The following is a 22,317-nucleotide window of genomic DNA, read 5'->3' as shown; positions in this document are numbered from 1 at the left end:
GCCGGTTAATCTGTACTTTAGGTGAATCGTTTCGGACATGCCAACTGGAACTGTCGCGATAAGCAATCGGGCTGACGCGTGTCGGATATCCGGCGCTGATGTCGCATTCACGCGGAGCATAAGCGCGTCGATGCAGGAAGGACTACGATATCCGCAAGGACGCGGAGGCGAGTCATGACCACGGCTGCCAGCTTCAACATCGGGTACACCCAATTCCTCGGCCCCGATGGCGAGTGTGTTCAGGCGCTACCGGGCTTTGCGAGCGACGCCGCCGTGCTGATCGAGCTCTATCGAAGGATGGTGCTGACACGGGCGTTCGACACGAAGGCGGTTGCGCTGCAACGTACCGGTCAGCTCGGCACGTTCGCGTCGTCGGTCGGTCAGGAGGCGATCGGTGTCGGAGTGGCGAGCGCAATGCGAGCCGACGACGTGCTGTTTCCATCCTATCGCGACCACGCGGCGCAATTGCTGCGCGGCGTCACGATGACGGAAAGTCTGCTGTACTGGGGTGGCGACGAGCGCGGCAGCGATTTCAGCGTACCCCGCAACGATTTTCCCAACTGCGTGCCGATCGCCACGCAGGTCTGCCATGCAGCGGGCGCGGCCTACGCATTCCGGCTGCGTCGCGAACCGCGCGTCGCGGTGGCGATCTTCGGCGACGGCGGCACATCAAAGGGCGACTTCTACGAGGCGATGAACATGGCCGGCGTGTGGCGGGCGCCGCTCGTGCTCGTCATCAACGACAATCAGTGGGCGATTTCGGTGCCGCGCAGCCGCCAGACGGCCGCGCAAACGCTCGCGCAGAAGGCGATCGCGGCCGGCATCGACGGTCTTCAGGTCGATGGCAACGATGTGATTGCCGTGCGTGAGGTTGCCGGTGCGGCGCTCGCCAAGGCGCGGCGGGGCGAGGGTCCGACATTGATCGAAGCCCTCAGCTACCGGCTGGGCGACCACACCACGGCCGATGACGCGTCACGCTATCGCGATGCCGAGGTTGTGAGCCAGCGATGGGAATCCGAGCCGCTGCGTCGGTTGCGCCTCTACCTGATGCGCATGAAGGTGTGGGACAAGGAGCAGGAAGAAGCGCTGGGCAAGGCGTGCCATGCGGAGGTCGAGCGGGCCGTAGAGGCATATCTCGCGACGCCCGCGCCGGATACATCGGCGATGTTCGACCATCTTTACGCGGCATTGCCTCGGGCCATGCAGGAGCAACTGGCGACGGCACGGCGTTTCGCGCCGGCAGGAGACCTCAATGGCTGAGCTCAACATGGTCGAGGCGATCAATCTGGCGCTTTCGTACGAGCTCGAGCATGATCCGGCGGTCGTGCTGCTCGGCGAGGACATCGGCGCAAATGGCGGGGTGTTTCGTGCGACGCTCGGATTGCAGGCTCGCTTCGGCGCCGAGCGCGTAGTCGACACGCCGCTCGCCGAAACGGCGATCGTCGGCTCGGCCATCGGCATGGCGGCCATGGGCCTGAGACCCGTCGCGGAGATCCAGTTCAGCGGCTTCATCTATCCGGCCATCGATCACGTCCTGAACCATGCCGCCCGTCTGCGGCACCGCACGCGAGGGCGCCTCGGCTGCCCGCTCGTGATCCGCACGCCATGCGGCGCGGGGATTCATGCACCCGAACACCATTCCGAAAGTCCCGAAGCATTGTTCGTGCATATGCCCGGCCTGCGCGTCGTGACGCCGTCGTCGCCGGCGCGCGCCTATGGCTTGCTGCTCGCCGCGATTCGCGACCCGGACCCGGTGATCTTCTTCGAGCCGACCCGCCTGTACCGGCTGTTCAGGCAGACGGTGGAGGACAATGGCGAAGCATTGCCGCTCGACTGCTGCTATCCGCTGCGCGACGGGTCGGACGTGACCCTCGTAGGCTGGGGAGGCGCCTTGCAGGACGTGCTGGCCGCCGCGGACCAGTTGGCGCCGGAAGGCGTGATGGCCGAGGTGATCGACGTGACGACGCTCAAGCCGCTCGACATGAACACGATTCTTGAGTCGGTGGCGAAAACCGGACGGTGCGTGATCGTACACGAAGGCTCGCGCACCGGCGGGGTAGGCGCGGAGATCGCCGCCTGCATCGCCGAGCACGGCCTGTATTCCCTGCTCGCGCCCGTGCAGCGCGTCACCGGTTACGACGTGGTGGTCCCGCTGTACAGGCTCGAGAATCAATACATGCCCGGCCCGCAACGGATCGTCGCCGCGGTCAGGCAGGCAATGGAGGCGGCGTGACGTCATGAAGGTCTTCAAGTTGCCGGATCTCGGCGAGGGCTTGCAGGAAGCGGAAATCGTCGAGTGGCATGTCAAGGCGGGCGACGAGGTTCGCGCCGATCAGCCCCTTCTGTCGGTGGAGACGGCCAAGGCCATCGTCGAGATCCCGTCGCCTTATTCCGGGCGCATCGCGAGGCTCTTTGGTCAGCCGGGCGAGATCGTGCATCTGGGCGCGCCGCTCGTTGGGTTCGAGGGCGAGGGCGAGGGCGGCGATGCGGACGCAGGCACCGTGGTCGGGCACATGGACGTGGGCCGGCAAGTGGTGCAGGAAGCGCCGGCCGCCCTCGGCGGCGGTGCCGGTGCGGTCTCGATCAAGGCGATTCCCGCGGTGCGGGCGCTCGCGCGCAAGCTGGACGTCGACCTGGCGATGGTGACGCCGTCGGGGCCGGAAGGCGTGATCACGGCCGCGGACGTGCAACGCGCGGCGAAGACCCTCGCTGAACTGGGGCCGCCCGAAGTACTGCGCGGCGTGCGGCGCGCGATGGCGCAAAACATGGCGCGTGCGCAGAGCGAAGTGGCGGCGGCGACGGTCATCGACGACGCCGACATAGAGGCGTGGTCCGAGCATGCCGATGTCACGATCCGGCTGATCCGTGCGCTCGCGGCCGGATGCCGGGCGGAGCCGGGGCTGAATGCCTGGTTCGACGGCCACGCGGGACGGCGCCATGTGCTCGAGAAGATCGATCTCGGCATCGCCGTCGACCTGCCCGAGGGGCTTTTTGTCCCGGTGTTGCGCGATATCGTGCACCGCGATGCCGCCGACCTGCGCGCAGGGCTCGACCGGATGCGCGCCGACATCCGGGCGCGGAAGATTCCACCCGAGGAACTGCGCAACAACACGATCACCTTGTCGAACTTCGGCATGATCGCCGGCAAGTATGCGGCACCGATTGTCGTGCCGCCGACGGTTGCGATTCTCGGAGCCGGGCGCATTCATGAACAGGTCGTGGCGCAGAACGGTGTTCCCGTGGTGCACCGGATCGTGCCACTCAGCCTGACCTTCGATCATCGGGTCGTCACCGGCGGCGAGGCGGCACGTTTTCTCGCCGCGGTCATCAAGGATCTCGAGATGCCGCAATAGACCGCGCCCCGATGCGGCGCGGAACAGCTGTCAGCGGCGGCAACTATTCCCAAGCGCTTCCTGCGATTGGCGAGGCAAGCTGCGCCGTTTCAGGCGGCTGCGACCGAATGCTCAAGCATGATGCCTTTCTGCGGCGCCGACCGAAAAAACGGAAACCGCCTGCTGGAGCTTCGTTGCCTGATCGTCGAGGGACTGCGCTGCTGCCGCTGCCTGCTCGACAAGCGCGGCGTTTTGCTGAGTAACCTCGTCCATTTGCGTGACGGCACGCGCGACCTGATCGATGCCTGCACTTTGCTCCTCCGAAGCTGCGGCTATCTCGCCCATGATGTCGGTCACGCGCTGTACCGCACTGATGATCTCGTTCATCGTATTTCCGGCTTCGTGTACGAGCGTTGATCCGGTATTCACGCATGCCACGGAGGAATCGATGAGTTCCTTGATCTCCTTGGCTGCAGCGGAGGAGCGTTGCGCAAGTGTGCGCACCTCGCCCGCCACGACCGCAAATCCGCGTCCTTCTTCGCCAGCGCGCGCTGCCTCGACGGCAGCATTGAGCGCCAATATGTTTGTCTGGAAAGCGATGCCTTCGATGATGGAGATAATGTCGGCGATGCGCGTTGAACTCCGGCTGATTTCCCCCATTGTGCCCACCACTTGGGTCACGACGTCATTTCCTTTGTTCGCTATTTCAGACGCGCTGGATGCCAGTGCCGAGGCTTGACGTGCGCTGTCGGCATTGTGGCGCACGGTTCCTGTGAGTTGCTCCATGCTTGAGGCCGTCTCCTGCAGCGCCGACGCCTGTTCTTCGGTGCGCGAGGACAGGTCGCTATTTCCCGCCGCAATCTCTTTGGTGGCTGAGGCGATGGATTCTGAGCCGGTTCGTACGGACCGTACCGTTTCAGTCAAGCGCTGCTGCATACGGGAGACCCCCTGGAGGAGTTGGCCCATTTCGTCGCTGGAGCTTGAGACGATCGTGCGGCGCAAGTCGCCGCCCGCAATCGCCTCAAAATGCTGCAAAGCCTCGGCCAGCGGCGCTCCGATGGCGCGGCGCAGCGTAAGGTACGCGGCAAGCGCCGCACACAATCCCGCGCATAGCGCAACGATTGTGACGAGACGCAGGATCAGATAATTGGAACGGGCCTCCGCGAGACCGTGCTCCGCGCTTTCTGCCTGGAACTTGCCCAGTGCGTCATCCGCCTGCGACAGCTTGTTATAGGCGACTTGAAGCTGGTTGGCGTGATCCACGAACGCCGGGCGGTCACCTGACTCGATCACGGCGGCGAATCGGGCGAGTGCATTGGCATACACCTCGCGCGCCCGTTTGACATCCTGAGCGAGTCGATCCTGATCGCCATCGCGAGCCAATGCGAGATATTTTTGCCACCACGACTCGGACGTCGAGTAGAGCATCCTGGCTCGATCCAGGACTGGCTTGGCTTCGGCGGCGTCGGTCATCAGTGCGGCCCGATCCAGCGCCAGACGCGCTCGAGCCGCGTAGATCTCGGCATTTGCCACGTTGGTCGCGCTCGGCATTTGACCGGTCGCCGTTTCTTGAAGCGCCGTGTTCGTGTGGCTCATCCCCATCAAGCCGAGCGTGCCCGTTATCAGCAGCAGCGCGGCCAGGAAGCCTACAGCGACTGCTATGCGGCCTTTGATCGAGATCGTTCTTCGCAACATTTCGCTTGTCCCCGTTAGAAACTACTTATCGATGTCGCCGGCGGGCGATGCGTTTAGCCCGCTCTCCATAGCCGCCTCCTCAGCGCAGAAGGACCGCCGGTCGCAATTCGCAATAACGGCAAAGTTACGAGGAAATCCAGTAAAGATTGCGATTTTCATCCGCTTGGCGACCGGACCGCGTCAATGACCGGGCCGCGCACTTCCTGCAGCGTGCGACGTTCGCGAACGACCGTTCGATGTTTCGAGGGCGAACACTGCCTAATCGGCTATCGTCGTCAGTTGCAAGGCACGGCGGACGAGGCCGTCGTCCTGATGTGCGGAAATCCCGCCGGGCGGCGCTGCATGGAGAGAGAGTGCTTGCTTCCTCATGAAGCGCCATTTATCGCCGACGCTCAACGCATGATGAATCCGCCGTCAACCGAGATCGACTGACCAGTCACATAGCTTGCAGCCGTGCTGCAAAGCCACAAGACAGCGTCAGCGATTTCGTCCGCGCGTCCATGGCGTCCCATCGGAATATTAGCCAGCATCGCGTTGAGCGCCTCTCCCTGCCCCGAGGCGACCATCTGGTCTGCCATCGGTGTCCAGATCAGTCCGGGACACACCGCGTTGATCCGAATGCCGCGCGCGGCATATTCGAGTGCTGCACTTTTCGTGAGCCCGATGACTCCATGCTTGGCCGCGTGATAGGTGCCGCGCTCAGCGCCTCCGACCAGGCCGCCAAGCGATGAGCAGTTGACGATGGCGCCGCTTCGTTGCCTGCGCATGTGCTGCAGCTCGAACTTCATGCAGCTCCACACACCGCGCAGATTGATCGCCATGACCCGGTCGTAATCCTCACGCGGCGAGTCCGCGGTCTCAGCAAGAACGTTTTGAACGCCCGCATTGTTGTATGCAGCGTCGAGCCGGCCGAAGGTGCGAACAGTCTGTTCGACCATTGCTTCGACCTGCGCATCGTCGGATACGTCGCAACGGATGGCTAATGTCCTATGGCCTTCAGCGGCCAATTCCTCGGCCGCATCGCGCACGGCACTTTCGTCACAGTCCGCTAGCGCAACGGACGCGCCGGATGCCGCGAAGGCCTTCGCCGTTGCAAGCCCCAACCCCGAGGCCGCGCCGGTAACGAGTGCCACCTGATTTTCAAATGAAATATTCACCATGCTTCTCCAAGCGATATCTAATCGGCTGGTCGCGCTGGACCGGCCGTTGATCCTTTTAGTGTCCTGTCGACACTGATGTTGCCTTTCGTGAAATCGCCGCGATGTCAGCGTGAGATCTGTCGTTGCTGTTCAGTCGGATACCGATCACCGACGATTTGAATCTTCGCAACGGCGCTTTCGAGTTCGCGCCGTTCGTCGGGCGTCAACGTCAAGTCGGCCGCCCCAAGGTTCTCGTCCAGATGCGCCAGCTTGGTGGTGCCCGGAATGGGAACGATCCACGGCTTCTGTGCCATCAGCCATGCCAACGCCACTTGCGCCGATGTCGCGCCGCGAGTCTTGCCGAAAGCGTCAAGCACCTCGACGAGCGCCAGGTTGGACCGTATTGCTTCCGGAGTGAAACGCGGCAACGTATTGCGATTGTCATTGCCGGAATCGAAGCGCGTGTATTCGTTGATTGCGCCTGTGAGAAATCCACGGTTAAGCGGGCTGTAGGGGACAAATCCAATGCCGAGTTCATCCAGCACAGGAAAGACGTCCGATTCCGGTTCTCTCCACATCAAGTGATATTCGCTTTGCACGGCAGTCACCGGCTGCACGGCGTGGGCACGGCGGATGGTTTGTACACCCACTTCACAGAGCCCAAACCGTTTCACCTTGCCTTGCCGGATCAGGTCTTTCACGGCGCCCGCAACGTCTTCGATCGGCACGTCCGGATCGAGCCGATGCTGATAGAAGAGATCGATGGCCTCGACCCGCAGGCGCTTGAGCGATTCCTCCGCGACGCGGCGAATGGTCGCGGGACGACTGTCCAGCTTTCCGACGACATGCTTCCCGTCGACGATGCCATGCCCGAACTTCGTCGTCACGCTCACTTTGTTCCGGTAGGGATAAAGCGCCTCGCCCGCTAATTCCTCGTTGACCAGCGGTCCGTAGATCTGCGCGGTGTCGAACAGCGTGACGCCGCGTTCCGCAGCCCGCCGAAGCAAGGCGATCATCGCGTTCCGATCGGGGGGGCGGCCGCGGTTGTAACTCATCCCCATCACGCCAAAGCCCTGTGCGGAGACTTGCATGCGGTTGCTGCCCGTTCCCAACGTGCGTTGTTGGGTGATGACGGGCAAGCGCGGTTCGGTGGATTCAAATGACATGTTCAAGCCCGAAAATATGAAGCAGCGAGAGAACCGTTTCCTTGCCTGGCGACACGCGCATGATTCGCTCGGCCAAAGGGCCTGCAGATATGAATATCGCCGCGATCGCGGAGGCGGTCCATCCACGATCCGCTACGGATCGACGACTTAGCTGTCGGTCGCCAGTTGTTTGCCGAGCGCAGCCTGCACGCGCGCGGCCGCGGCGGGGTCGCCGCGTTCGTGCAACGCCTGCGCCAGTTGACGCAACTGGGACGCGCTCAGGCCCACGTTCAGACTGATACGAATGTGCGCTTGCAGTTGCGGCTCAACGCCGTCGAGCGCGGCCAGCGCTCCCACGGTAGCCAGCTCGCGGCTCTGCCAGTCAAGGTTGTCGCGCTCGAAGATGTCGCCGAACAAATGCGTCTTCAGGAACCGATCGATGGCAGGCGCGAAGTCGAACAGCGGTCCCTTCACCGGTGTCCCTGCCAGCTTCGTCTGATTGGCGGTGCCGGCGGCAAGGAGCGCCTCGCCGGTCGGGATGGGCCGGCCCGGCTCGCGACCGGGCGCATCCTCGATCCCGCGGTGCCGGCGCGCGTCGATTACCTTCATCAACTGACCGAGCGCATTCAGGCTGCGGGGAAAACCGGCGTAGGCGTAGAGCTGCACGAGCATCTCCTTGACCTCGCTCACGCTCAGTCCAGCGTCCAATCCCTGATTCAGCGCATTGTCGAGACGGGCCATGTCACCGGTCGCCGCAAAGGCTGCGATTGGAGCAATCGCTTGCTGCTTCGCGGTAAGTGTCTGTTCGCTATCCATCTTCGTATGTCCCTCTAGTGCCGCAGCCGGCACGCTTTGGGCGAGACAGAGCGACGTCCCGGCCGCCACCGCCATCCCGAGCGCCAAGGCTGGAAGCCATCGACTACGCCGAAGGGGCGGAGGTTGATCAGTCGTGTGAAGAGACATCATGCCGGGCGTCGTATTGCGCATCGGTGACTTTCTCCATCCAGTTCACGTTCTTGCCGTCGACGGTGCCGGTGATGGCCAGATGGGTCATCGCCGTGTTCGCCGCCGCGCCGTGCCAATGCTTGATGCCGGGCGGACACCATACGACGTCGCCGGGACGAATTACCTCGACGGGTCGGCCCCACTCCTGGGTCAGGCCGACGCCTGAGGTCACCACCAGGAACTGGCCCTTGGGATGCGTGTGCCAGGACGAGCGGGCGCCGGGCTCGAAGGTCACGTAGGCGCTCGACACATTGATGGTGTCGTTGGCCGGCGATAACGGGTCTACGCGCACCCGACCGGTGAAGTATCCGGCCGGTCCCGCAGCAGAGGCCTGCGCGCCCGCGGGTGTGAGCTGCTGGCTCGCTGCCGGAGACGCTTCGACCGGCACCGGCTGGGCTGCGCCGGCCATGACGACCGGCAGCATCGCGATGCATGCCGCGACAACATCGAGAGTCTTGTTCATGACTGTTTTCCTCGTTCGCGAGCGCGTCTGGACCTCACTGGCCGTCTCTGGGTCCGACCAGGTACTGCTCATCGGTGACGTGCTCGAGCCACTCGACGTTCTTGCCGTCGAGCGCTTCCTGAACGGCGATATGCGTCATCGACGTCGTGGGCGTCGCGCCGTGCCAGTGCTTGTGTCCGGGCGGACACCAGATGACGTCGCCCGCGCGGATCTCGACGATGTCTTCGCCTTCGCACTGTGTCCAGCCGCAACCTGCCGTCACGATCAGCGTCTGTCCGAGCGGATGGGTATGCCATGCGGACCGTGCACCAGGCTCGAAGGTCACGCTGGCGCATGACACACGCGCCGGCGCCGGCGGATTATTCAACGGATCGATGCGAACGATCCCGGTAAAGAACTCGGCAGGGCCTTTGACGGACGGCTGGGAGCCAGCACGCTTCAGTTCCATGATCTCTTCCTTCAGTTTTCCAGGTAAAGGTTCGGACGGCGCACGGCCCGACCGCATTCGTGCAGCATCTTTCCGAGACATTCGCGGCAGCCTCGGATTCGCGCCGGCGTAGGCAAGATGATGGTTCGGGTCCGGAGTCTTATGCCGTCGTTCGTGCGTCGACCGCTCATCCAAAAATGTACAAGCGCGCCTATTGTTTGAGAAGATAGGAAAATCTGCACACGATGGTGCAACGAGCTCACCAATGCGAAAGGAAAATTTGAACGACCTTCAGGCCTTCGTCACGGTCGCGCGTGAGCGCAGCTTCACGCGAGCCGCTGCGCAGCTGGGCGTTTCCCGCTCGGCGTTGAGCCATGCCATGCTGGCGCTCGAGGCACGTCTGGGCGTGCGGCTGCTCACGCGCACCACACGCAGCGTTTCCACCACCGAGGCTGGAGCACGGCTTCTCGGGACGTTGGCGCCTCGGCTCGATGAGATCGAGGCAGAACTGGCGTCTCTTGCCTTGCTGCGAGACAAGCCCGCTGGCACCGTGCGCATTACGGCCCACGATCACGCCATCGTCACCGTGCTCTGGCCGCGGTTGAGATCGCTGCTGCGCGAGTATCCCGACATCCATCTTGAATTCAGCGTGGACTACGCGTTCACGGACATCGCAGCGCAACGCTTCGATGCCGGTGTACGGGTGGGCGATCGCGTAGACAAGGACATGATCGCCGTGTGCATCGGCCCTGCCTTTCGAATGGCCGTGGCCGGTTCACCGGAGTATTTCGCGGGACGTCCGGTTCCGAAAACGCCACGTAATCTGACGGATCATCAGTGCATCAATCTGCGCCTGCCAACCCACGGAGGTCTTTATGCGTGGGACTTCGAAAAGGATGGTGATTGGTTCAACGTGCGGGTAGACGGTCAGACGGTCTTCAACAGCACGTCCCTGATGCTGCAGGCCGCGTTGGACGCGACGGGGCTTGCCTACGTACCATTCGATCTGATCGAACCCCACGTGGCGGCGGGTCGACTGATACCCGTGCTGCAGGAATGGTGGCCGCAGTATCCCGGCTATCACCTTTACTATGCCAACCGACGCCAGATTTCCCCGGCTTTGGCGTTGGTGATCGAGACGTTACGTTTCAATGGTTGAGAGCGGCTGCGAGGTCGGTCATCGGTGGCGCTCGCTTTTGGCTGTCGAAGACCGAAAGGGCTGGCGGTCTGCGGCCGTTTGCCTTCCTTCGACAGCAGCCGTCGAGATTGAACCCGCTTCCTCCAGCGACGTTCCCCGGCGTGTTGTGACGCTTTGGGGACAAGTGAGCGATGCGGACGCCCGCACCAACCGGGAGCGCCCGCATGTCTGAAGGATCAGTCGTCGAACTTCACTTGGCGCGTGAGCCTGGCGATGTCAGCCAGCACTTTCTTGCCCGCGCCTGGCTCCCGCTGCCAGATATTGCGTCCGACAATGACGCCCCGCGCGCCCGCCCGGATCGTCTGCGCGACCGCATCCACGGTATCGCCCGGTTCGCCTGACAGGGGACCGCCTGCGATCACGAGGGGCACTTTCAGTTCATCCACCAGGCGCCGGGTGCGCTCCTCGCCCGGGAACGCGATCTTGATGATGTGCGCGCCCAGATCGTAGGCAATGCGCGCCACTTTCTCTTCCTGCTCGATGACCGCTTCCGTGCGCGGCGCACCGATCAGCACGGGTTCGAGCACGAGCGGGATCTCCCAGCGGTTGCATTCGTTCACGACCTGCCCGACGCGCGTGCACATTGCGACCTGCTCTGCGCGCGACATGTTCCAGGGGAAGAGCATCTTTACCGCATCGACGCCCATGCGGACCGCTTCTTCAACGCTCGTGATCAGCCCGTGGGAGCCGCCGCCATCCTGCTGCCGATAGTCGTAATACGTGTCGATGGTCAACACGCGCGTGAGATGCGGATTGGCCGCGAAGAACCTGGCGGATTGCCGGACCTGACCCGGCGTCATCATAAAGCCGGTGACATCCTGCTTGCCCCAGGCGGCAAAGGGCGCCGAGGGGGTTTCCAGCCCCTCGATGCGATCGAAAATCAGGCCGTGATCCACCGGCATGATGATGGCGACACGGTCACCGGGCAGCGTACGGCGAAGGCGGTAATCCATAGACATGAGAGAGCATCCCTTGACGAAATGCGGGTGCAGCGACCCGTGTTGCAGACACCCGGTTGAAGAAAGTGCTTCTGTACGTGTTGTACGTACAATACGTACCGTATGATACACACGGACAGAACGTACAAAAGTAGGGGAGAACCCGCTCTTTTCTTCGCTCGACCCGCCGCCTATACTCGGTGCGTCTTGTACGTACAACACCTACATCGCGAACATCGGTATGAATGCAGTCTCTTCACTCGCGCCTGGAATCGACCGCTCGTCGCCGGTTCCCTATTACCTTCAGCTCTCGCAGCTGATGATGCAGGCGATCGACCGTGGCGACTATGCGCCCGGCGACCGGCTGCCGTCCGAGAGCGACCTGTGCCGCGACTATGAGCTCGCCCGCTCGACCGTGCGGGAGACGCTTCGGCATCTGGCGGACCAAGGGAAGGTCAAGATGATCCCGCGCCGGGGCGCGTTCGTCGCGGAGCAGGCGCAATCGGGCTGGACCCTGCAGGTCGCACAGGGGTTCTTCGAAGCGGAAGTGGAGCAACATCGCTCAGTGGAGACCAAGGTCCTCGAAGCCGAACGATGCATCCTGCCTGATGCGGTTGCGCAAGCGCTGGATCTCGACAGCGGTATCGGCGGCTTCAGGCTGGCGCGCGTGCGTCGACTGGATGGCCAGCTCGCGTTGTACTCGGTGAACTATCTGCTGCTCGAAATCGAGAGCGTACTCCGGTCCAGCGAGGTCCTGACCTCAGGCGCCTCATTGAACCGCACACTGAAGGCGGCCGGGTACGAAGTGTTTCGCGCCCGCCGTGGCGTCGAGGCCGTGGCCGCGACACGGGATCTGTCCACGCTGCTTGAAGTGCCCGTTGGCTCGCCGCTTCTGCTCGTGACCTCGGTGTCATGGGGCGCCGACGGCAAGCCCTTCGATTTCTACACGTCATGGCTGCGCAGTGACGTGGTGAAGGTAACTGTGGACGCGCAGGCCGCACTGAACAACGACTGAAATCCAACGTTTCGCGCCGGACATCCCGGCGTACCAACAGAATAAGTTAGGAGACTTAAATGACATTTCATGCCGGATTGCGCACGCTCGCACTGCAAAGCTGTCTTGTTGCCTCGGCGGGATTGGGTTTCACGACCCTCGCGTACAGCGAAACCACGTTGACGGTGGCGCTCGCCGCGAACCCGCAAATGCAGACTGCGGCGAAGCTGATCGGCAACTTCGAGCAGAAGTATCCGGACATCAAGGTCCGTTTCCAGACGCTACCGGAGAACCAGTTGCGTCCCGCTGTCCTGAAGGACGTGGCGACCAAGTCCGGCCAGTACGACGTGGTGATGATCGGCGCGTACGAAGTACCACTGTGGGCGCAGAAGGGCTGGATCGTCGATCTCGATTCGTACGCGAAGGCCGACACCGCGTGGAATCAGGGCGACCTGCTCAAGCCGATCCGCAATCTGGTGTCGTACAAGGACCATCTGTACGCCACGCCGTTCTACGGTTCATCCTCGTTCATGTTCTATCGCAAGGACCTGTTCGCCAAGGCGGGCCTGACGATGCCGGCGAACCCGACATGGGATCAGATCGCGCAGTTCGCGGCCAAGCTCGACAACAAGAGCGCGAGCGTATCCGGTATCTGCCTGCGCGGCGTGCCGGGCTGGGGTCAGAATCTCGCGTCCCTGACGACGGTAATCAACACTTACGGCGGGCGCTGGTTCGACGAGAAATGGCAACCGGCGCTTTCTTCACCCGAGTCGAAAGCGGCGATCACGTTCTACGTGAACCTGCTGCGCGAGCATGGGCAGCCGGACGCGGCCAAGGACGGCTGGCAGGAATGCCTGCAACTCTTTTCGCAAGGCCATGCGGCCATGTGGTACGACGACACCGTGTTTGCCGGTCCGGTGCTCGATCAGGCGGCGCCTGGTCTGCGCGAGAACATCGGCTTCGCGATGGCGCCCGTGAAAGCGACCAAAGCATCCGGATGGCTCTGGGCATGGGGCCTGTCGATCCCGAGCACCAGCCGCAACCGCGATGCCGCGTGGAAGCTCATCGCGTGGCTCACGAGCCCCGAATACATCAAGCTGGCCGGCCAGAAAGCGGGTTGGGGCCAGGTGCCGCCGGGATCGCGCACGTCGACCTATCAAATTCCTGAATACAAGAAGGCCGTCCAGGCATTCGGCGACCTGACGCTCGCGTCCATCAACGCGGCCGATCCGCTGCATCCGACGGTCAAACCCGTCCCGTACACCGGGGTGCAGTACGTCGATATTCCTGAGTTCGAGCAGATCGGCGACTTTTCCTCCCAACAGATCGCCGGCGCAATCAGCGGGCAGATGTCGGTAGACCAGGCGATTGCCGCGTCGGAGAAGAAGACGAAGGACATCATGGAGGACGCGGGTTACCTCAAGTGACACGGCGCATGACGTTGCGCATCGATAGGCAGCAGTACGACGCCGGCGGCAGCGCTGCCGGTCGCATCAACCTGGAAAGAATGCTCATGCCTTATTCAACAGCAACCGCCGCGCCGGCTGACGACGCCCGGCTCGCGGCTCGCGGAGCGCGCATGCATCGGAAGGTCTGGCAGTTGAGGGCGCCGCTTCTGCCGGCATTGCTCGTGGTCATCGCCGTGACGCAGGCGCCATTTTTCATCACGGCGTTCTATAGCCTGTTTCGCTGGAATCTCGTCTCGACGAGTGCGCGGCGTTTCGTCGGCTTCAAGAACTACATCGATGCCGTGAGCGACCCCGTGTTCCTGAAGGCCATCGGCAATACGGCATTCATGACCGTGAGCATCGTGGTGGGCGCGATCGTCGTCGGCACGCTGCTCGCACTCGGGCTTTCGCGCAGTTTTCCCGGACGCGCCGTTGCGCGCACGCTTGCGGTCACGCCGTTCTTCGTCATGCCGGTTGCTGCGGCGCTGTTCTGGAAAGCGGGCCTCTTCGATCCGACTTTCGGCCTGCTCGGATGGTCAACCTCGGCGCTCGGGCTCGGGCGCGTGAACTGGGTGAGCGAATATCCGCGCCTTTCGATCATCTTCCTGACCGCATGGCAGTGGTCGTCGTTTGCCTTGCTGATTCTGCTTGCGGGCATGCAGTCCTTCCCGGTGGAAGTGACCGAGGCTGCATCCATCGACGGCGCCGGTCGCTGGATGACCTTCAGACGACTGATGCTGCCGCATCTGCGCCCGTTCTTCGAACTGACCGCGCTGCTCGCGTCGATGTATGTGCTGGAAAACTTTGCGGCGATCGCCACGCTAACTTCAGGCGGCCCCGCGTACGCAACCACCAATCTGTCGTATTACGTCTATCTCGAAGCGTTCAGCGCATTCGATCTCGGACAGGCATCGGCGTATGGCGTCATTACGCTTGTCATCGCCATTGCGCTAGTGATGCCGATGCTCAAGGTCGTCGCGGGCATCTTCAAGACGGGAGGCCGCGCATGAGCCGCAAGGACCGCAACCAGGCCTTCGACGTCGTGCTGAGCGTGCTGACATGGGTCGGCGCGCTAGCCATGTTCGCGCCCATCGCGTGGATGGTGCTCACGAGCTTCAAGACAGAACAGGACGCCGTGAGCTCGCCACCGAAGCTCTTCTTCGCACCGACCTTCGATCACTATCGCCGCATCTTCGACAACGACTTTGGCGCGTTCGTGCTGCATTCCGTGCTGGCGACGGGCATCTCGACCGCGATCGTGGTGTGCCTTGCCGTGCCCGCAGCCTACGCACTTGCCGTGCGCCCCGTCGAAAAATGGCGTGATGTGCTGTTCTTCTTCATTTCGACGAAGATGATGCCGATCGCAGCGGGCATCGTGCCGATCTACCTCGTCGCGCAAAGCCTGAACCTGCTCAACACGGCGGGTCTACTCATCATCGTCTACACGTCGATGAATCTGCCGCTCGCCATCTGGATGATCCGCTCGTTCATGAACGAAATTCCAGTGGAAGTGTTCGATGCGGTGCGTGTGGACGGCGCGGGATTCTTCCGCGAACTGCTCTTGGTCGTGGTGCCCCTCATCATGCCGGGCCTTGCATCGACGGCGCTCCTGTGCGGCATCTTCGCGTGGAACGAGTTCTTCCTCGCGGTGAACCTGACGACGACATCGAGCACGCTGCCTGTGTTCCTGCAGAAGTTCCTGAGCTTCGGCGAGCTATACACGGCGCAGGTCGCGGCGGTGGCGACGCTGCTCAACATCCCTGTCGTAGTGGCGGGCTGGCTCGCACAAAAGAGCCTGACACGCGGTCTCACATTTGGCGCGGTCCGATAAAACATATCATCGAGGTCATGAAATGCGCGCAGTGCGTATCCAAAGCAATCACACGATCGACGTCGTGGAAGTGCCGGACCCGGTAGCAAAAGCGGACGAGATTGTAGTTCGGCCGCTCGCGTGCGGCATCTGCGGGACCGATCTGCATATCTGCCAGCACGGTTTTCCGGGCACGAATTATCCCGTCACGCCGGGGCACGAGTTCGCCGGACACGTGCTCGCGGTGGGACGCGAGGTCAAGGGCATCCGTGAGGGCGACTTCGTCGCGGTGAATCCCAATGTTTCGTGTGGCGTGTGCGAGTGGTGTCGCGAAGGCAAACCTCATCTGTGCAATGCGCTCACGCCCATCGGCGTCGGCCGCGGGGGTGCCGCGGCGGAGCAGGCCGCAGTACCAGGCAAGAACGCGCATGTCGTGCGCGAGGACATCGGTCATGGCGTAGCCGCCCTGATCGAGCCGCTCGCATGCGCGCTGCATGCGGTCGAGTCGTCGCAGGGCGTGAAAGACAGGCGCGTGCTGGTGATCGGCGCGGGCACGATGGGGCTACTGACTGCCATCATCGCAAAGCATCTCGGCGCGGCCGAAGTGACGGTCGTCGATCCGAATGTCGGCAAGCATCAGATCGCACGCGATGTCGGCGCGCATAAGGTTGCAACGCCCGATGCGATCGAAGGCGAGAAATACGAAGTCGTGTTCGAGGCGGCCGGCGCGATGCCCGCGTTGCGGCAAGCGTTGAAACACATCCGCAAGACCGGCGTGCTGGTGCAGGTCGGTGTCCACCATGTCGAAGCCACCGTCGACATCAATCCGTTCACGGTCTATGAGCACGAGTTGCGCATCATCGGCTCGAACTCTCTCGCGAACCAGTTTCCCGCCGCGGTCGACCTGATGTATGACGTGGCACGGAACGCAGGCAAGATCATCGGCGACACGTTTTCCGTGTGGGAGTTCGCCACGGCCGTGCAAAGGATGTCGTCGGGCACGTCCGTCAAAACGCAGCTGCGGTTCGATTGATCATGACGCTTGCGACCGATCGCCCTGATCGCCCTGATCGCCCTGATCACCCAGAGGGACTTGTCTGCGGCATCGACGTTGGCTCGACCAACGTCAAGGTCACGCTCGTCGACAAAGACGCGACCACGGTGTGGACGAAAGCTCTCGCGGTGCCCCGCGTGATCGATGAAGGCCGTCCGGCGACGGATGCGCTCGCCCTCGTGTCGACGCTCGAGGCGATGATCATCGAAGGCTGGAGCGCGACGGGTGCGGTCTCGCCGCTTCTGGCGATCGCCGTGACGGGCGTGGGCGAGGACGGCGTGCCGGTTGCCTCGGATCTGCGTCCGCTCGATCTCGCCATTCCGTGGTTCGACCGGCGCGCGGAGAGGGAAGCCCTGCAGCTGAGAGCGCAGGTCGGCGAATGCGTCCGCGCAGGCGTCGCGATCGACTTCTCTCGCACGGCGGCGAAATGGAAGTGGCTGCGACAGCATCGTCCCGAGGTTGCCCGCAAGGCGCACCTCTGGCTGGCGCTGACGGACTTTCCGGCCGCGTGGTGGAGTCAGACGCCGTTCATGACCGAGACCCTGGCCGCACGAACCGCGTGCTACGACGTGTTCGACCGAAAGTGGATCGCATCGCTGCTCGATGCATCCGGTGCCTTGCCGCTACCGCGCGTCGTTGCGGCCGGCACAGCGGTCGGAACAGTGGCAACAGGCTCGTTGCTCGCACATGGCGCCGCGGACGGCAATACGCTGCTGGTGGCCGGCGGCCACGATCATCCGGTCGCTGCCTCCGCCGTGCGTCGGCTCAGGTCGCACGTACTGGTGGATTCGCTCGGCACGGCCAACCTCATGTATGACGAGGTTGCAGCGCTGGCACCGCGCGCGGACCCGTACGTGGCGTTTTCCGTCCCCGCCCTGGGCCAGTCCGGCGTGGCATGTCTCGGCGTATTCGAGTTTGCCGCGTCGCTCGAAAGGTTTCGCGCGTCCGGCTTGAGCGCTTTTCTTTCGGGCGAGGTCGCACCGGGTGAACCGGCGCCGATGACGGACGTCCTTGCCGCGATCGACCATGCGTTGCGGCCGGGCCCATCGACTGCGCCGGATCGGCTCCGGGCATCGGTCGACGCCGCGACGTTCTATGCACGCTGCATGCGCGACTCGATTCGCGCAGCGGGCGCCCCGGCAAATCCGATCTATTCGATCGGCGGTTGGGCGCGCTCCGACGCACTGTTGCGTCTGCGGGCGAGCGTCTTTGGCGAACCCGTGGCCGCGGTCGAAGAGGACGAGCTCACGGCGCTCGGTGTCGCATTGATCGCTCAGGACGCGCTTGGCGCTGACCGCGCGCCGTTGAAGCGAAACGTGAGATTCATTCAGCCCTATCCGGAATGGCAAGACCTGTACGAACGCAACTTCATTCGGTTCCGCGCCTTCGTCGAGGAACTTCGGCATCAGCGGGCCGCCTAGTGCATGAAAAAAAGGCCGCACCCCGCCTAATCGATTAAAGGAGACAACCGTGGCAGTCGTCGAATTACGCAATCTCAAGAAGTCCTTTGCCGGTGCCAATGCCGTCGATTCGCTCAACCTGAAGACCGTGGACGGTGAATTCATCGTCATTGTCGGCCCGTCGGGCTGCGGCAAGTCCACGACGATGCGCATGATCGCGGGACTCGAAGACGTGTCCTCCGGTTCGATTCTCATCGATGGCGCCGACGTCACGGACCAGACGCCCACCGAGCGGGATGTGGCGATGGTCTTTCAAAATTACGCGCTGTATCCGCACCTCACCGTCTACGACAACATCGCGTTCTGCCTGCAAGTGCGCAAATGGTCCAAGGCGCGTATCGACGAGCGCGTTCGGCAGGTCGCCGAATCGCTGGCACTCACGCCATACCTGGAACGCAAGCCGGCTGCGCTCTCGGGCGGTCAGCGTCAGCGCGTCGCACTCGGCCGTGCGATCGTGCGCGAGCCACGCATTTTCATCATGGACGAGCCGCTGTCCAACCTCGATGCCAAGCTGCGGGTGGACATGCGAGGCGAGATCATCAAGCTCTGCCGCCGCCTGAGAGTGACGACCTTCTACGTCACGCACGACCAGCTCGAAGCTTTGACGATGGGCCATCGCGTCATCGTAATGAGGAATGGCGTGGCACAGCAGATCGATACGCCGCAGCGAATTTATGACGAACCGGTCAACAAGTTTGTCGCGAGCTTCATCGGCAGTCCGTCGATGAATTTTCTCGACGCGAGCGTGCAAGGCAACGGGCAGGTATTGCAAGGCGCTGGCTTTGAGTTGCGCACGTCCGAGCATGTGAGCCGGGCGCTGGCGGAGTCCGGCAAGGGCAAGGTCATCGCAGGCATTCGGCCCGAGCATCTCTTCCCGGCCGATGAGGGGGAGAGCGTGCAAGGCGGCGCCGGTTTCGTGCGCGGCCGCATCGAACTGATCGAGCCGCTCGGCTCGCAGGTCATGGTCCAGGTGTCGACCGGAGACGCGGTTGTCATGGCGCAGTTCGAACGTCGCGAAGGACTGGAGGTCGGCAGATCGATCACCCTCAGGCACAAGGCCGACACGCCGCACGCGTTCGATACCGGAAGCGAGCGTTCGGTACTCGCCGAACAGGAGGCCGAAAGCCGTGCCGCGCTCGTTCGCGCCGCCTGATCGCATGAGCGGAGAGACATCGATAACGCCTTCCGGAAATTCGTCATGAAAAAACTCATCAACAACCCTGCGGACGTCGTGCGCGAGATGCTCGAAGGGATTGCCCGGCAAGCGCCGAACGTCGCGATTCTCGGTGACGAGAACGTGCTCGTGCGCCGCGACCAGAATGAAAGCACCGACCGCACCGTCGCCGTCATCTCCGGTGGCGGGAGCGGCCATGAGCCCGCCCACGGAGGATATGTCGGCGCGGGCATGTTGAGCGCGGCGGTGTGCGGGCAGGTGTTCACCTCGCCCTCGACCGACGCGGTGCTCGCGGCGATTCGTGCGACTGCGGGACCGAGTGGCGCACTCCTCATCGTCAAGAACTATACGGGCGACCGCCTCAACTTCGGGCTGGCCGCGGAACTGGCCCGCTCGGAGAACATTCCGGTCGAAGTCGTGATCGTTGCGGACGACGTGTCCCTGCGCCATCAAGCGGGACGCAGTCAGCGTCGCGGCATCGCGGGGACGGTGCTGATTCACAAGATTGCGGGTGCCGCCGCGGCTCGTGGACTCGCGCTCGACGAAGTGGCGACGATCGCGCGTGACGCCGCAGGCAGACTTGGCACGATGGGCGTCGCGCTCGACGGCTGCACCCTGCCGGGCATCGACAAATCCGGCTTCGTGCTTGCCGACGATGAGATCGAGCTCGGCCTCGGCATCCACGGCGAAAAGGGCGTCGAGCGAACGAAGCCGATGCCCGTGGATCAACTCGCCGATACGCTCGTTTCCAACATCGTCGACGACCTGCATCTGAAGAGCGGCGAACGTGTCGCTTTGCTCGTGAACGGTCTGGGTGCAACGCCGCAAATGGAACTGGATATCGTGCTGCGCGCGGCACATGACAATCTCGCTCGCCGCGACATGCGGATCGAGCGCGCCTGGGCGGGCACGTTGCTGTCGGCATTGAACATGCCGGGCTGTTCGATCTCGCTTCTGCGTGTGGATGACGCGACGCTCGACCTGCTGGATGCGCCGACGCAAGCACATGCATGGCCGGGCAGCGGCGCGGTCAATCGCGCAATTCATATCGATGTTACCGCCGAGCCACCCACGCTGGAAGCCGATGCGGAAAGCGAATCCGCCAGGGGTTGGGGGGAGCGCATCCGACCGGCCCTGGAATCCGTCGCAAATGCGTTGATCGCGAACGAGCCCAGGCTGACCGAACTCGATTCGCTCGCCGGAGATGGTGACTTGGGCGCGAGCATGAAACGGGCGGGGCAGGCGATGCTCGACGTGCCGCCTGGCGCACTCGGCGCGCCCGATCGTGCGCTATCCGCCTTGAGCGCAGCGTTGCGCAAGGCCATCGCGGGCAGCTCGGGCCCGTTCTACGCGACCGCGTTGATGCGTGCAGCGCGCCATCTGAGCGCGAGTGTCGAACCTGACGCGAAGGACTGGGCCCTGGCGTTCAGGGAAGCGGTGCAATCCATCAGCGATCTGGGCGGCGCAAAGGCCGGCGATCGCACGATGCTCGATGCCTTGCTGCCCGCCGCGAACACCTTCGCGGAAGCGCTGAATGCCGGCAAGTCTGCGCAAGACGCTTGGGTTGCCGCTGTTTCCGCTGCTCGGAAGGGGGCAGAGGACACCGCCAATATGATGCCGCGCGTGGGCCGCGCGAGCTATCTGGGCGCGCGGGCAGTCGGCGTACCCGATGGTGGAGCGGTCGCCGTCGCGCTGTGGCTCGATGCATTGAAGCAGCAGATCGGCGCTCGCTGAGCGCATGCCTGATTGCCCGGCCTGACGATCGACAGGCCGGGCTCCCAAGTTCACATCGAAACTTTGCCAGGCGGCGAAGCGGGTCCCTTCGTCGCCAGAAAGCGCAAACGGACCTCCTCGGAGACGGAGAACATGTTCAAGAAGAAAGGTGTACTCGCGAGCGCCGCGCTCGCGCTCGGGATGATGGCGACGGCAACAGCCCATGCCGACGGCAAGCCGCTCAAGTCGATCGGCATTACCGTGGGTTCGCTCGGCAACCCGTATTTGGTGACGGTGGTGAAGGGCGCCGAAGCGCGCGCGAAGCAGATCAACCCCGACGCGAAAGTGACTTCGGTGTCGGCGGAATACGACCTGAACAAGCAGTTCACGCAGATGGACAACTTCATCTCCGCACACGTCGACATGATCTTGCTGAATTCGGCCGACCCGAAGGCGATCGAGCCTGCCGTCATGCGTGCGCGAGCCGCGGGCATCGTGGTAGTGGCGGTGGACGTGGCCTCGGCCGGCGCGAACGCCACGGTCCAGACCAACAATCTGCAAGCCGGGCAGCTGGCCTGTGAGTACATCGTGAAGAAACTCAACGGCAAGGGCAACGTGATCATCGAGAACGGGCCTCAGGTGTCATCCATCGTGGATCGTGTCAGTGCGTGCAAGGCGGTGCTGGCGAAGAATCCGGGTATCAAGGTGCTGTCCGACGATCAGGACGGCAAGGCCTCTCGCGAAGGCGGCATGAATGCGATGCAGGGGTATCTCACCCGCTATCCGAGGATCGATGCCGTATTCGCGATCAACGACCCGCAAGCGCTCGGAAGCGACCTCGCCGCGAAACAGTTGCGCCGGAAAGACCTCTTCATCACGTCCGTGGACGGTGCTCCCGAAATCGAAACCGCGCTGAAGTCACCCGACTCGCTGATCCAGGCCTCGTCGAGCCAGGATCCTTACACGATGGCCCAACAAGCCGTCACGATCGGCTACGACATCATGAATGGCAAGCCGCCCGCCCAGGCGATGACTCTGATGCCATCGACGCTGGTCACGCGGGATAACGTCGGGAACTACAAAGGATGGACGGCGCCGCGCTAACCATTGCGCCGTTTCTCCGGTTGTTCCGGCCCGCAAGGAGTTGATCGGGTGAGGCGACCTGGCCTTGCGAGCAACGGACATTCGAATCAATGCCTTTCACCGCAAGTAAAAACCGAAGGCGTGCGTCGCACGGCCTACGCACGGCCTGATCAGCGCCGGCCCGGACCACGTGGATCGATGCGGCGCTTCGGGAAAGCCCGTATAGGTAACGATCATCC

20 protein-coding genes are annotated in these 22,317 nt (G+C 63.2%); 13 read left to right on the top strand and 7 right to left on the bottom strand.

Annotated features, from left to right (window positions below; all coding sequences use genetic code 11):
* The first annotated feature begins 174 nt into the window (after positions 1-174).
* Genes pdhA through AWB83_RS09560 form a run of 3 tightly spaced genes read left to right on the top strand, consistent with a single transcriptional unit; the run spans position 175 to position 3,353 of the window.
* The gene (pdhA, locus tag AWB83_RS09570; RefSeq protein WP_087044622.1) at positions 175-1,260 is read left to right on the top strand and encodes a pyruvate dehydrogenase (acetyl-transferring) E1 component subunit alpha; all 1,086 of its coding nucleotides are present in this window, start codon (positions 175-177) and stop codon (positions 1,258-1,260) included.
* Positions 1,253-2,233 carry an alpha-ketoacid dehydrogenase subunit beta gene (locus tag AWB83_RS09565; RefSeq protein WP_087044620.1) on the top strand — a complete coding sequence of 327 codons (981 nt, stop codon included), beginning with the start codon at positions 1,253-1,255 and terminating at the stop codon, positions 2,231-2,233. Before pdhA ends, AWB83_RS09565 begins: the two co-directional genes overlap by 8 nt.
* A 4-nt stretch (positions 2,234-2,237) precedes the next feature.
* A complete protein-coding gene (locus tag AWB83_RS09560) occupies positions 2,238-3,353 on the top strand; it encodes a dihydrolipoamide acetyltransferase family protein (RefSeq protein ID WP_087044618.1) in 1,116 nt (371 codons plus the stop codon).
* A gap of 111 nt (positions 3,354-3,464) precedes the next feature.
* Here the strand turns inward: AWB83_RS09560 and AWB83_RS09555 are convergent, their stop codons facing one another.
* The 6 genes from AWB83_RS09555 to AWB83_RS09530 form a co-directional block, all read right to left on the bottom strand.
* On the bottom strand, positions 3,465-5,027 hold the full coding sequence (locus AWB83_RS09555) for a methyl-accepting chemotaxis protein (RefSeq protein WP_087044616.1): 1,563 nt from the start codon (positions 5,025-5,027) through the stop codon (positions 3,465-3,467).
* Positions 5,028-5,419: 392 nt separating this feature from the next.
* A complete protein-coding gene (locus AWB83_RS09550; RefSeq protein WP_087044763.1) occupies positions 5,420-6,184 on the bottom strand; it encodes an SDR family NAD(P)-dependent oxidoreductase in 765 nt (254 codons plus the stop codon).
* Between the two features lie 107 nt (positions 6,185-6,291).
* On the bottom strand, positions 6,292-7,332 hold the full coding sequence (locus AWB83_RS09545) for an aldo/keto reductase (protein ID WP_087044614.1): 1,041 nt from the start codon (positions 7,330-7,332) through the stop codon (positions 6,292-6,294).
* Between the two features lie 147 nt (positions 7,333-7,479).
* A complete protein-coding gene (locus tag AWB83_RS09540; RefSeq protein WP_244197646.1) occupies positions 7,480-8,127 on the bottom strand; it encodes a carboxymuconolactone decarboxylase family protein in 648 nt (215 codons plus the stop codon).
* A gap of 127 nt (positions 8,128-8,254) precedes the next feature.
* The gene (locus AWB83_RS09535) at positions 8,255-8,779 is read right to left on the bottom strand and encodes a (R)-mandelonitrile lyase (protein WP_087044610.1); all 525 of its coding nucleotides are present in this window, start codon (positions 8,777-8,779) and stop codon (positions 8,255-8,257) included.
* 34 nt (positions 8,780-8,813) lie between these two features.
* On the bottom strand, positions 8,814-9,227 hold the full coding sequence (locus AWB83_RS09530) for a (R)-mandelonitrile lyase (RefSeq protein WP_087044608.1): 414 nt from the start codon (positions 9,225-9,227) through the stop codon (positions 8,814-8,816).
* A 244-nt stretch (positions 9,228-9,471) separates the two neighbouring features.
* Here AWB83_RS09530 and AWB83_RS09525 point away from each other — a divergent pair, with 244 nt between their 5' ends.
* A complete protein-coding gene (locus AWB83_RS09525; RefSeq protein ID WP_087044606.1) occupies positions 9,472-10,365 on the top strand; it encodes a LysR family transcriptional regulator in 894 nt (297 codons plus the stop codon).
* Positions 10,366-10,580: 215 nt separating this feature from the next.
* Here the strand turns inward: AWB83_RS09525 and AWB83_RS09520 are convergent, their stop codons facing one another.
* A complete protein-coding gene (locus tag AWB83_RS09520) occupies positions 10,581-11,474 on the bottom strand; it encodes a class I fructose-bisphosphate aldolase (protein ID WP_244197645.1) in 894 nt (297 codons plus the stop codon).
* A gap of 109 nt (positions 11,475-11,583) precedes the next feature.
* Here AWB83_RS09520 and AWB83_RS09515 point away from each other — a divergent pair, with 109 nt between their 5' ends.
* From AWB83_RS09515 to AWB83_RS09475, 9 genes are all read left to right on the top strand, one after another.
* Positions 11,584-12,357, top strand: a complete 774-nt coding sequence (locus tag AWB83_RS09515) for a GntR family transcriptional regulator (protein ID WP_087044602.1) — start codon at positions 11,584-11,586, stop codon at positions 12,355-12,357.
* A 59-nt stretch (positions 12,358-12,416) separates the two neighbouring features.
* A complete protein-coding gene (locus tag AWB83_RS09510; protein ID WP_087044600.1) occupies positions 12,417-13,763 on the top strand; it encodes an ABC transporter substrate-binding protein in 1,347 nt (448 codons plus the stop codon).
* Positions 13,764-13,915: 152 nt separating this feature from the next.
* A complete protein-coding gene (locus tag AWB83_RS09505) occupies positions 13,916-14,794 on the top strand; it encodes a carbohydrate ABC transporter permease (protein ID WP_087044761.1) in 879 nt (292 codons plus the stop codon).
* Entirely contained in the window at positions 14,791-15,615 is an 825-nt protein-coding gene (locus AWB83_RS09500; RefSeq protein WP_244197643.1) for a carbohydrate ABC transporter permease, read from the top strand. Before AWB83_RS09505 ends, AWB83_RS09500 begins: the two co-directional genes overlap by 4 nt.
* Positions 15,616-15,637: 22 nt before the next feature.
* On the top strand, positions 15,638-16,627 hold the full coding sequence (locus AWB83_RS09495) for a zinc-dependent alcohol dehydrogenase (protein ID WP_087044598.1): 990 nt from the start codon (positions 15,638-15,640) through the stop codon (positions 16,625-16,627).
* A gap of 2 nt (positions 16,628-16,629) precedes the next feature.
* Positions 16,630-18,069, top strand: coding sequence for an FGGY-family carbohydrate kinase (locus tag AWB83_RS09490; RefSeq protein ID WP_087044596.1), 1,440 nt, complete (start codon positions 16,630-16,632; stop codon positions 18,067-18,069).
* 49 nt (positions 18,070-18,118) lie between these two features.
* Positions 18,119-19,261 (top strand): ABC transporter ATP-binding protein, encoded by a 1,143-nt coding sequence (locus tag AWB83_RS09485; protein ID WP_087044594.1) that lies wholly within the window; start codon positions 18,119-18,121, stop codon positions 19,259-19,261.
* Positions 19,262-19,306: 45 nt separating this feature from the next.
* The gene (locus AWB83_RS09480) at positions 19,307-21,016 is read left to right on the top strand and encodes a dihydroxyacetone kinase family protein (RefSeq protein WP_087044592.1); all 1,710 of its coding nucleotides are present in this window, start codon (positions 19,307-19,309) and stop codon (positions 21,014-21,016) included.
* A 132-nt stretch (positions 21,017-21,148) separates the two neighbouring features.
* Positions 21,149-22,099 carry an ABC transporter substrate-binding protein gene (locus AWB83_RS09475; RefSeq protein WP_087044757.1) on the top strand — a complete coding sequence of 317 codons (951 nt, stop codon included), beginning with the start codon at positions 21,149-21,151 and terminating at the stop codon, positions 22,097-22,099.
* Positions 22,100-22,317: the final 218 nt, after the last annotated feature.

It is taken from the genome of Caballeronia ptereochthonis (assembly GCF_001545075.1).
Lineage (GTDB): Bacteria > Pseudomonadota > Gammaproteobacteria > Burkholderiales > Burkholderiaceae > Caballeronia > Caballeronia ptereochthonis.
Note: the sequence above shows the minus strand (reverse complement) of the source record. Positions and strands in the feature narration are given on the sequence as shown.

Coding starts and splice junctions, on each gene's coding strand:
- pdhA (WP_087044622.1), top strand. CDS start 175: ATGACCACGGCTGCCAGCTTCAACATCGGGTACACCCAATTCCTCGGC.
- AWB83_RS09565 (WP_087044620.1), top strand. CDS start 1,253: ATGGCTGAGCTCAACATGGTCGAGGCGATCAATCTGGCGCTTTCGTAC.
- AWB83_RS09560 (WP_087044618.1), top strand. CDS start 2,238: ATGAAGGTCTTCAAGTTGCCGGATCTCGGCGAGGGCTTGCAGGAAGCG.
- AWB83_RS09555 (WP_087044616.1), bottom strand. CDS start 5,027: ATGTTGCGAAGAACGATCTCGATCAAAGGCCGCATAGCAGTCGCTGTA.
- AWB83_RS09545 (WP_087044614.1), bottom strand. CDS start 7,332: ATGTCATTTGAATCCACCGAACCGCGCTTGCCCGTCATCACCCAACAA.
- AWB83_RS09540 (WP_244197646.1), bottom strand. CDS start 8,127: ATGGATAGCGAACAGACACTTACCGCGAAGCAGCAAGCGATTGCTCCA.
- AWB83_RS09535 (WP_087044610.1), bottom strand. CDS start 8,779: ATGAACAAGACTCTCGATGTTGTCGCGGCATGCATCGCGATGCTGCCG.
- AWB83_RS09530 (WP_087044608.1), bottom strand. CDS start 9,227: ATGGAACTGAAGCGTGCTGGCTCCCAGCCGTCCGTCAAAGGCCCTGCC.
- AWB83_RS09525 (WP_087044606.1), top strand. CDS start 9,472: ATGCGAAAGGAAAATTTGAACGACCTTCAGGCCTTCGTCACGGTCGCG.
- AWB83_RS09515 (WP_087044602.1), top strand. CDS start 11,584: ATGAATGCAGTCTCTTCACTCGCGCCTGGAATCGACCGCTCGTCGCCG.
- AWB83_RS09510 (WP_087044600.1), top strand. CDS start 12,417: ATGACATTTCATGCCGGATTGCGCACGCTCGCACTGCAAAGCTGTCTT.
- AWB83_RS09505 (WP_087044761.1), top strand. CDS start 13,916: ATGCATCGGAAGGTCTGGCAGTTGAGGGCGCCGCTTCTGCCGGCATTG.
- AWB83_RS09500 (WP_244197643.1), top strand. CDS start 14,791: ATGAGCCGCAAGGACCGCAACCAGGCCTTCGACGTCGTGCTGAGCGTG.
- AWB83_RS09495 (WP_087044598.1), top strand. CDS start 15,638: ATGCGCGCAGTGCGTATCCAAAGCAATCACACGATCGACGTCGTGGAA.
- AWB83_RS09490 (WP_087044596.1), top strand. CDS start 16,630: ATGACGCTTGCGACCGATCGCCCTGATCGCCCTGATCGCCCTGATCAC.
- AWB83_RS09480 (WP_087044592.1), top strand. CDS start 19,307: ATGAAAAAACTCATCAACAACCCTGCGGACGTCGTGCGCGAGATGCTC.
- AWB83_RS09475 (WP_087044757.1), top strand. CDS start 21,149: ATGTTCAAGAAGAAAGGTGTACTCGCGAGCGCCGCGCTCGCGCTCGGG.